We start from the raw sequence: 8,199 nt of genomic DNA on the forward strand, positions 1-8,199 counted from the left end.
CAGCTCGGCCGGGAAGGTGGCACCAACGACCAGGCCCAGCCGGCCATCGCGGTTCCACTTGCCGGCCGCCAGCCGGGCCACTTCCTCGAACAGGCGCTCGCCATTGGCCAGCGGCTGGAACTGCAGGTCGCTGCCGCCGGGGTTGGAGGTGCGGCAGAGCAGGATCAGGCCCTTGCCGTCGTATTTCAGGTAGGGCTCGATCGAGTCGAAGCCCATGTAGGGCGACAGCGTCACCGCGTCGGCCTGGTAGCGCTCGAAGGCTTCGCGCGCGTACTGCTCGGCGGTGTTGCCGATGTCGCCGCGCTTGGCGTCCAGGATGACCGGCACCTCGGGCGCATTGCGCCGGAGGTAGGCCATCAGCTGCTCCAGCTGATCCTCGGCGCGATGGGCGGCGAAGTAGGCGATCTGCGGCTTGAAGGCGCAGACCAGGTCCTTGGTCGCGTCAACGATGCGGGCGCAGAAGTCGAAAATGCGGGACGGGTCGCCGCGCAGGCCGGCGGGGAACTTGGCCGGGTCCGGATCAAGACCGACGCACAGCAGGGATTCGTGGCGGGCGCAAGCGCGCGCCAACTGGGAAGCGAAATGCATGGGGCGATTCTAATGAGCGCCCCCTGCCCGCAGGGTGACCGAACAGGTGAATCCGCTGCCGGCCTGACGTGCTTTTTGCGGGACACGGGGCATGCACCCCGCCACCCTTGCATTTCGTTACCGTTCAGACCCGTTTTGCCAGCGCTGCAGCGAGGCCGAGGTAGCTGCCCGGCGTCATCGCCAGCAGGCGGTCTTTTTCGCTCTGCGGCAACGCCAGGTTGGCAATGAAGCCCTGCATCATGTCGCGCGTCATCGGCTTGCCGCGGGTGAAGGCCTTGAGCTGCTCGTAGGGCTGCGGCAATGCATGGGCGCGCATCACCGTCTGGATGGCTTCGGCCAGCACCTCCCAGGCGCCGTCCAGGTCGGCGGCCAGCGCGTCGGTGTTGATCTCCAGCTTGCCCAGGCCGCGCGACAGCGACTCGTGCGCCAGCACCGCGTAGCCCAGCGCCACGCCCATGTTGCGCAGCACGGTGGAGTCGGTCAGGTCGCGCTGCCAGCGGCTGATCGGCAGCTTCTGGCTCAGGTGCGCCAGCAGCGCGTTGGCCAGGCCGAAGTTGCCTTCGGCGTTCTCGAAGTCGATCGGGTTGACCTTGTGCGGCATCGCCGAGGAGCCAACCTCGCCGTCCTTCAGCTTCTGCTTGAAGTAGCCCAGCGAGATGTAGCCCCAGACGTCGCGCGCGAAGTCGATCAGGATGGTGTTGCAGCGCGTCACCGCATCGAACAGCTCGGCCATGTAGTCGTGCGGCTCGATCTGGATGGTGTACGGGTTGAAGGTCAACCCGAGGCCGCTTTCGACGACCTGGCGCGAGAAGGCTTCCCAGTCCTTGTCCGGGTAGGCGACCGAGTGGGCGTTGTAGTTGCCGACCGCGCCGTTCATCTTGGCCAGCAGCGGCACTTCGGCAATTCGCTCGCGGGCGCGCTGCAGGCGGGCCACGACGTTGGCGAACTCCTTGCCCACCGTTGTCGGGCTGGCCGTCTGGCCATGGGTGCGCGAGAGCATCGGCACATCGGCAAAGCCGTGCGCCATCTCGGTCAGCTGGGCAATGACGCGCTCCAGGCCCGGCAGCAGCACCTCGGCGCGCGCGGCCTTCAGCATCAACGCATGGCTGGTGTTGTTGATGTCCTCGCTGGTGCAGGCGAAGTGCACGAACTCCGACGCCGCGGTCAGTTCGGCGTTCTGCTCGAAACGGGCCTTGAGCCAGTACTCGACCGCCTTCACGTCATGGTTGGTGGTCTTCTCGATGTCCTTGATGGCCTGCGCATCGGCTTCCGAGAAGCGGGTCACCAGCCCGCGCAGAAGGCCGCGCGAGGCTTCGGACAGCGGCGCAAAGCCGGTCAGGCCGGCGTCGGACAGCGCGATGAACCACTCGACCTCGACCTGCACCCTGCGGTGCATCAGTCCGTACTCCGACAGCAGCGGGCGCAGCGGGGCGACCTTGGCGGCATAGCGGCCATCCAGCGGGGACAGGGCCATCAGGGCCGAATGGGATGACAGCGAGGGGGAGTTCTGCATAGGAGCGGGGGCGCAAGCCAGGCAAGGCGCACACGCGGGGCGCATGTGCGGAGCGCCCCATTTTACGGGGGCAACCCGCGAGGCCCCTCGGCATGCCCACGGGCCGCTTCGATAGAATCGCGGCCAAGGGACAGCCCAAAGACGACAACAAGCATGAAACTGATCGGATCACTCACCAGCCCGTACGTTCGCAAGGTACGCATCGTGCTGGCCGAGAAAAAGCTGGATTGCCAGTTCGTGCTCGAGGACGTCTGGGGCAGCGACGGCATCCTGGCGGCCAATCCGCTGGGCAAGGTGCCCTGCCTGGTGATGGAAGGCGGCGAGGCGGTGTTCGACTCGCGTGTCATCGTCGAATACGTCGACACGCTGTCGCCGGTCGGCAAGCTGATTCCGGCCAACAGCCGTGAGCGCGTCGAAGTGCGCACCTGGGAAGCGCTGGCCGATGGCCTGCTGGACGCCAGCATCACCGCCAGGCTGGAAAAGCACTGGGCCGGCCGCACCGAAGAACAGCGCTCGCAGGCCTGGATCGACCGCTACATGGCGCGTGTGCAATCCGCGCTGGCGGCGATGAGCCAGGGCCTGGGCGACAAGCCCTTCTGCGTAGGCATCCACTTCACGCTGTCGGACGTCGCCGTCGGCGTCGCACTCGGCTACCTGGACTTCCGATATCCCGAGATCGACTGGCGCACGCCGTACCCGAACCTGCAGAAGCTCTACGACAAGCTGGCCGCCCGGCAGAGCTTCCTGGACACCGTCCCCCAGGCCTAACTCACCGCCTCCAGCTCGGCCTCCGCAGCCTGGAAGCTGTTGGCGCGGGCCATGGGCCAGTACATTTCGAAGACCTTGTGCGGCCAGGGCTGCTGGCCAGCCGCGGCGGCCAGCAGTTCGCCCGGCTTGAGGAACTGCAGGTGGGTGGACAGCAGGCGGATCTGGTCGCCGGCGGTGCGGCGCACGATGTGGCGGGCCGAGATGGCGTTCGGGTGATGCAGGCCGGCTGCCTGCACCAGTTCCTTCAGCGCGTGCAGCGTGTTCTGGTGGAAGCGGGTCACGCGCTCGATCTTGTCGGGCACGACCAGCGCGCGCTGGCGCACCGGGTCCTGCGTGGTCACGCCCGTCGGGCAGTTGCCGGTGTGACAGGTCTGGGCCTGGATGCAGCCCAGCGCGAACATGAAGCCGCGGCCGGAGTTGCACCAGTCGGCACCCAGCGCCATCGCACGGGCAATGTCGAAGGCGCTGACGATGCGGCCGGCCGCGCCAATCCGGATGCGCGAGCGCAGGCCCAGGCCGACCAGGCTGTTGTGCACCAGCAGCAGGCCTTCCTGCATCGGCGCGCCGACATGGTCGGTGAACTCCAGCGGCGCCGCACCGGTGCCGCCTTCGGCGCCGTCCACCACGATGAAGTCCGGCAGCAGGTCGGTTTCCAGCATCGCCTTGCACAGCGCAAACCATTCCCACGGATGGCCGATGCAAAGCTTGAAGCCGGTCGGCTTGCCGCCTGAAAGCTCGCGCAGCTTTGCGATGAACTGCAGCATCTCGACCGGCGTTGAAAAGGCGCTGTGCGAGGACGGCGAGATGCAGGCCACACCCTCTGGCACGCCACGCGCCGCGGCGATCTCCGCGGTGACCTTCGGGCCCGGCAGCACGCCGCCGTGGCCCGGCTTGGCGCCTTGCGAGAGCTTCAGCTCGATCAGCTTGACCTGCGGCTCGCGGGCATTGGCAATGAAGCGCTCCTCGCTGAAGCGGCCGGCCTCGTCACGGCAGCCGAAGTAGCCCGAGCCGATCTCCCACACCAGGTCGCCACCATGCACCCGGTGGTGCACGCTGATCGAGCCTTCGCCGGTGTCGTGCATGAAGTTGCCGCGCCGCGCGCCGCCGTTGAGCGCCAGGATGGCGTTGGCGCTCAAGGCGCCAAAGCTCATCGCCGAGATGTTGAACACGCTGGCCTGATAGGGCTGCGTGCAGCTGGCGCCGATGGTGATGCGGAAGTCGTGCGAATCGAGCACGGTGGGCAGCAGCGAATGGTTGATCCACTCGTAGCCCTCACGCTGCACGTCCAGCTGGGTGCCGAACGGCCGGTTGTCTGGGTCGCCCTTGGCGCGCTGGTAGACCAGCGAGCGCTGCTGGCGCGAAAAAGGCGCGGCCTCGTTGTCGCTCTCGATGAAGTACTGGCGCATCTCCGGCCGGATGAACTCCAGCAGGAAACGCAGGTGGCCGATCACCGGGTAGTTGCGCAGGATCGCGTGGCGCGTCTGGCGCAGGTCGCGCAGGCCCAGCAGCAGCCCGGCCAGGCCGACCAGCAGTGCCAGGGCCCAGGCGCCAAGATGGCCGCCCAGGCCCAGCACCACGCAGCTGACCAGCGCCAGCAGCGCGCAGGCCACCAGCGTGAGGTAGCGCAAGGGAATCAGACGGTTCAGGGCATTCAACCAGGCAGGCATGCAACTCACTCCTCGCCCGGGCCGTGCTCGGGCTGGCGGCATGCTAGCGGGCTTGCGGCCCGCGTGTCAGGCCAAAGAGCGGACCATGCGCCCGCCACTTCGGGGCTTGACGGCGGGCGACCTGGCGGCATGCCGATAATCGGTCGGCCGTAAGTTCCAGGATCCGACCTGATGCGTGTCACTGCTCCCCGCCCCGCCCACCGCGATATCCGCCGTGCCGTGCCGCCATCCTGCCAGCGCGGGCGGCTGCACTTCGACCCGGCCGCGTTGCGCCAGCAGGCCGCCGCACTGTGGCGCAAGCTGTGGACCCGCTGGCCGGCCAACTGGCCGCAAAGCCCCTGGGCCAAGCTGGGTTTGATGCTGGGCGCCGGCTTCAGCGCGCTGCTGCTGGTGCTGGTGATCTCGATTGCCGTGATCTACCCGCAGCTGCCGGCGCTGGACCGCGTGACCGACTACCAGCCGCGCCAGCCGCTGCAGGTCTTCACACGCGACGGCGTGGAGATCGCCCAGTTCGGCTCGGAGCGCCGGCAGTACCTGCCGATTGCGCAGATTCCCAAGCAGATGCAGGACGCGCTGTTGGCCGTGGAAGATGCGCGTTTCCGCGAGCACGGCGGCATCGACCCGATCGGCGTGCTGCGCGCGCTGGTGGCCAGCGTGACGCCAGGCGGCATGCGCCAGGGCGCGTCCACCATCACGCAGCAGGTCGCGCGCAACTTCTTCCTGTCCTCGCGCCGCACGCTGGAACGCAAGCTGAAGGAAGCGCTGCTGGCGCTGAAGATCGAACACCAGCTCGACAAGGATCAGATCCTCGAGCTGTACATGAACCAGATCTACCTCGGCCACCGGGCCTACGGCTTTGGCGCGGCGGCGCAGGTCTATTTCGGCAAGCCGCTGTCGCAGCTGTCGACCGCCGAATGCGCGATGCTGGCCGGGCTGCCGCAGAACCCGGGCTATGCCAACCCGCTGAGCAATTTCGAGCGTGCCACCGCGCGGCAGCACGTGGTGCTGGCGCGCATGCTGGCCACCGGCGTGATCGACCAGGCGCAGTACGAGCAGGCCAAGGCCGAGAAGCTGGTGATCCGCTCGCAAACGCAGGTCGACGTGCACGCCGAACACGTGGCCGAGATGGCGCGCAAGGTGGTCTTCGAGCGCTACGGCGAGCAGGCCTACACGGAAGGATTCAAGGTCTACACCTCGCTGATCGCGGCCGACCAGCAGGCCGCCTGGAGCGCGCTGCGCCGTGGCGTGCTGGACCACGAGCGCAAGCAGCCCTGGCGCGGCCCGGAAGACAACGAGGACCTGCCGGACAACGCCGACGATGGCGAGGTCCAGGCAGCCCAAATCCTCAAGGATTACCGCGACGACGAAGACCTGCGCGTGGCGCTGGTGCTCAAGGCCAGCCCCAAGGAAGTCGTGGCCCAGCTGGCCACCGGCGAGAACATCCGCCTGAGCGGTGACGGCCTGCGCCTGGGCCAGCCCGGCCTGAAGCCCAAGGCCAGCAAGGACCTGCTGCTGGACCGCGGCGCGGTGATCCGCGTGTCGCATGTGGATGCCAAGCCCGGAGCAAAGGGCGAGGACGCGCAAGGCAGCTGGACGCTAGCGCAGTGGCCCGAAGCGCAGGGCGCGTTCGTCTCGATGGACCCGCAGACCGGCCGCGTGCGCGCGCTGGTCGGCGGCTTCGACTTCACGCGCCAGCAGTTCAACCACGTCACGCAGGCCTGGCGCCAGCCCGGCTCCAGCTTCAAGCCTTTCCTGTATTCGTCGGCACTCGAGCACGGCGTGATGCCGGCCAGCGTGATCGACGACGAACCGCTGACGCTGGCCGACGGCAGCGCACCGGCCAACTGGAACCCGCAGAACTCCGACGGCCAGTTCGACGGCCCGATGAGCCTGCGCCGCGCGCTGGCCAAGTCCAAGAACCTGGTCAGCATCCGGCTGCTGCAGCACGTGGGACTGGCCGATGCGCGCGAGTGGATCTCGCGCTTTGGCTTCGACGCGGACAAGCAGCCCGACAACCTGACCTTCGCGCTGGGCGCCGGCAGCGTCACGCCGCTGCAGATGGCCGGCGCCTACGCGGTGCTGGCCAACGGCGGCTACAGGGTCGACCCGCTGGTCATCGAGCGCATCACCAATGCGCAGGGCAAGACGCTGTACGAGGCGCCGACGCCGGCCGCGCTGGACGACAGCCGCCGCGTGGTGCCGGCGCGCAATGTCTTCCTCACCGACAGCCTGCTCAACGAAGTGACCCGCAGCGGCACCGCGGCGCGTGCGCAAGCTGCGCTGAAGCGGCCGGACATCTACGGCAAGACGGGCACCACCAACGATGCGGTGGACGCCTGGTTCGCCGGCTTCCAGCCCTCGGTGGTGGCGGTCGTGTGGATGGGCTACGACGACCCGCGCAGTCTCGGCAGCCGCGAGTCCGGCGGCGGGCTGTCGCTGCCGGTGTGGATCAGCTACATGGAGCGTGCGCTGAAGGGCGTGGCGGTGCAGACCTACCCCGCACCCGAAGGCGTGCAGGAAGCCGGCGGCGACTGGCTCTACAGCGAGTTTGCCGACGGCAGCTTCGTGGCCCACGTGGGCGCCGAGTCTTCGCCAGAGAACGCGGCTTCGGAAGCGGAGGCCGCCGGTGCACTGCTGCCGCTGCCGGCCAGCGCGCCGGCTTCGTCGCCCTGAAGCCGCCACCCCATTCCAACCGACAGGAGACAACCCGACATGGCCTTGTATGAAGTGGACGGCTTGCAGCCGGTGGTACCGGACTCGGCCTGGGTGGCCGATTCGGCCCAGGTGATCGGCCGGGTCGAACTGGGTGAAGACAGCAGCGTGTGGTTCGGCGTGGTGATCCGTGGCGACCAGCCCGAGCCGGTGCGCATCGGCGCGCGCACCAACATCCAGGAATCCAGTGTTTTGCATTCGGACGCCGGCAAGCCGCTGACGATCGGCAACGACGTGACCATCGGCCACAAGGTCATGCTGCACGGCTGCACCGTGGGCGACGGCTCGCTGATCGGCATTGGCGCAGTGGTGCTGAACGGTGCGGTGATCGGTAAAAACTGCCTGGTCGGCGCGGGTGCGCTGGTCACCGAGGGCAAGACATTTCCGGATGGTTCGCTGATCGTCGGCAGCCCGGCGGTGGTCAAGCGCGCACTGTCGCCCGAGCAGATGGCCGGGCTGATGGGCAGCGCGGCGCACTACGTCGACAACGCCAGGCGCTTTCGGGACACGCTGCACAAGGTCGCTTGACTTGTCACGCATGGAAACGTGATGGCCGGGGTGTAAATCCGGGCGGCCGCCGTCATCGGCTGGGCGCGGCGCGGCGTTGAGCTGCACTGAACACCGCTGTTGGAGACATCTCTATGCGACCCCTTCCCGCTTCACGTTCCCTGTTGCGCACAGCCCCGGCCGCCGCCTTGGCACTGGCCGCTGCCGCCGCACTCAGCGGATGCGTGGTCGCCCCCCTGCCAGCCCGCGGCTATGGCGGCGGTGGCTACGTGGACCACGGTTATTACAACAACGGCCCGGCCTACGACAACTACGGCGGCAGCGTGGTGGTGGACGTGGCACCGCCGCCGCCGCGCTACGAAGTCATCACCCCCGCACCGGCCCTCGGCTGGCTCTGGATTGGCGGCTACTGGGGCTGGCGCGCCAACCAGCACTACTGGAATG

General features: G+C 68.0%; 6 protein-coding genes and 1 pseudogene. 4 read left to right on the forward strand and 3 right to left on the reverse strand.

The genetic code is table 11. The features are described from left to right. Both pyrF and purB read right to left on the reverse strand, forming a co-directional pair. Positions 1 to 588 (reverse strand): orotidine-5'-phosphate decarboxylase (gene pyrF, locus FKP22_RS14255; RefSeq protein ID WP_141288142.1); only part of this gene is annotated, 588 nt, incomplete at its 3' end. A gap of 124 nt (positions 589 to 712) precedes the next feature. Next, a complete protein-coding gene (purB, locus tag FKP22_RS14260; protein ID WP_231010408.1) occupies positions 713 to 2,062 on the reverse strand; it encodes an adenylosuccinate lyase in 1,350 nt (449 codons plus the stop codon). Positions 2,063 to 2,254: 192 nt separating this feature from the next. Here purB and FKP22_RS14265 point away from each other — a divergent pair, with 192 nt between their 5' ends. Further along, entirely contained in the window at positions 2,255 to 2,869 is a 615-nt protein-coding gene (locus tag FKP22_RS14265) for a glutathione S-transferase family protein (RefSeq protein ID WP_141288144.1), read from the forward strand. On the opposite strand, the gene FKP22_RS14270 is transcribed toward FKP22_RS14265, so the two are convergent. Beyond that, the gene (locus FKP22_RS14270; protein WP_141288145.1) at positions 2,866 to 4,536 is read right to left on the reverse strand and encodes an FMN-binding glutamate synthase family protein; all 1,671 of its coding nucleotides are present in this window, start codon (positions 4,534 to 4,536) and stop codon (positions 2,866 to 2,868) included. The genes FKP22_RS14265 and FKP22_RS14270 overlap by 4 nt on opposite strands. Before the next feature lie 171 nt (positions 4,537 to 4,707). On the opposite strand from FKP22_RS14270, the gene FKP22_RS14275 reads away from it, so the two are divergent. From FKP22_RS14275 to FKP22_RS14285, 3 genes and pseudogenes are all read left to right on the forward strand, one after another. Beyond that, positions 4,708 to 7,209 carry a penicillin-binding protein 1A gene (locus FKP22_RS14275; protein WP_231010410.1) on the forward strand — a complete coding sequence of 834 codons (2,502 nt, stop codon included), beginning with the start codon at positions 4,708 to 4,710 and terminating at the stop codon, positions 7,207 to 7,209. A gap of 39 nt (positions 7,210 to 7,248) precedes the next feature. Next, positions 7,249 to 7,776: a gamma carbonic anhydrase family protein gene (locus tag FKP22_RS14280; protein ID WP_141288146.1), complete on the forward strand. Its 528-nt coding sequence runs from the start codon at positions 7,249 to 7,251 to the stop codon at positions 7,774 to 7,776. Between the two features lie 143 nt (positions 7,777 to 7,919). Further along, positions 7,920 to 8,199, forward strand: a pseudogene (locus FKP22_RS14285) (hypothetical protein); the annotation flags it as partial.

The sequence above is a fragment of the Ideonella azotifigens genome, from assembly GCF_006519715.1.
Taxonomy (GTDB): domain Bacteria; phylum Pseudomonadota; class Gammaproteobacteria; order Burkholderiales; family Burkholderiaceae_C; genus Ideonella; species Ideonella azotifigens.

Coding starts and splice junctions, on each gene's coding strand:
- FKP22_RS14280 (WP_141288146.1), top strand. CDS start 7,249: ATGGCCTTGTATGAAGTGGACGGCTTGCAGCCGGTGGTACCGGACTCG.
- FKP22_RS14275 (WP_231010410.1), top strand. CDS start 4,708: ATGCGTGTCACTGCTCCCCGCCCCGCCCACCGCGATATCCGCCGTGCC.
- FKP22_RS14270 (WP_141288145.1), bottom strand. CDS start 4,536: ATGCCTGCCTGGTTGAATGCCCTGAACCGTCTGATTCCCTTGCGCTAC.
- FKP22_RS14265 (WP_141288144.1), top strand. CDS start 2,255: ATGAAACTGATCGGATCACTCACCAGCCCGTACGTTCGCAAGGTACGC.
- purB (WP_231010408.1), bottom strand. CDS start 2,062: ATGGCCCTGTCCCCGCTGGATGGCCGCTATGCCGCCAAGGTCGCCCCG.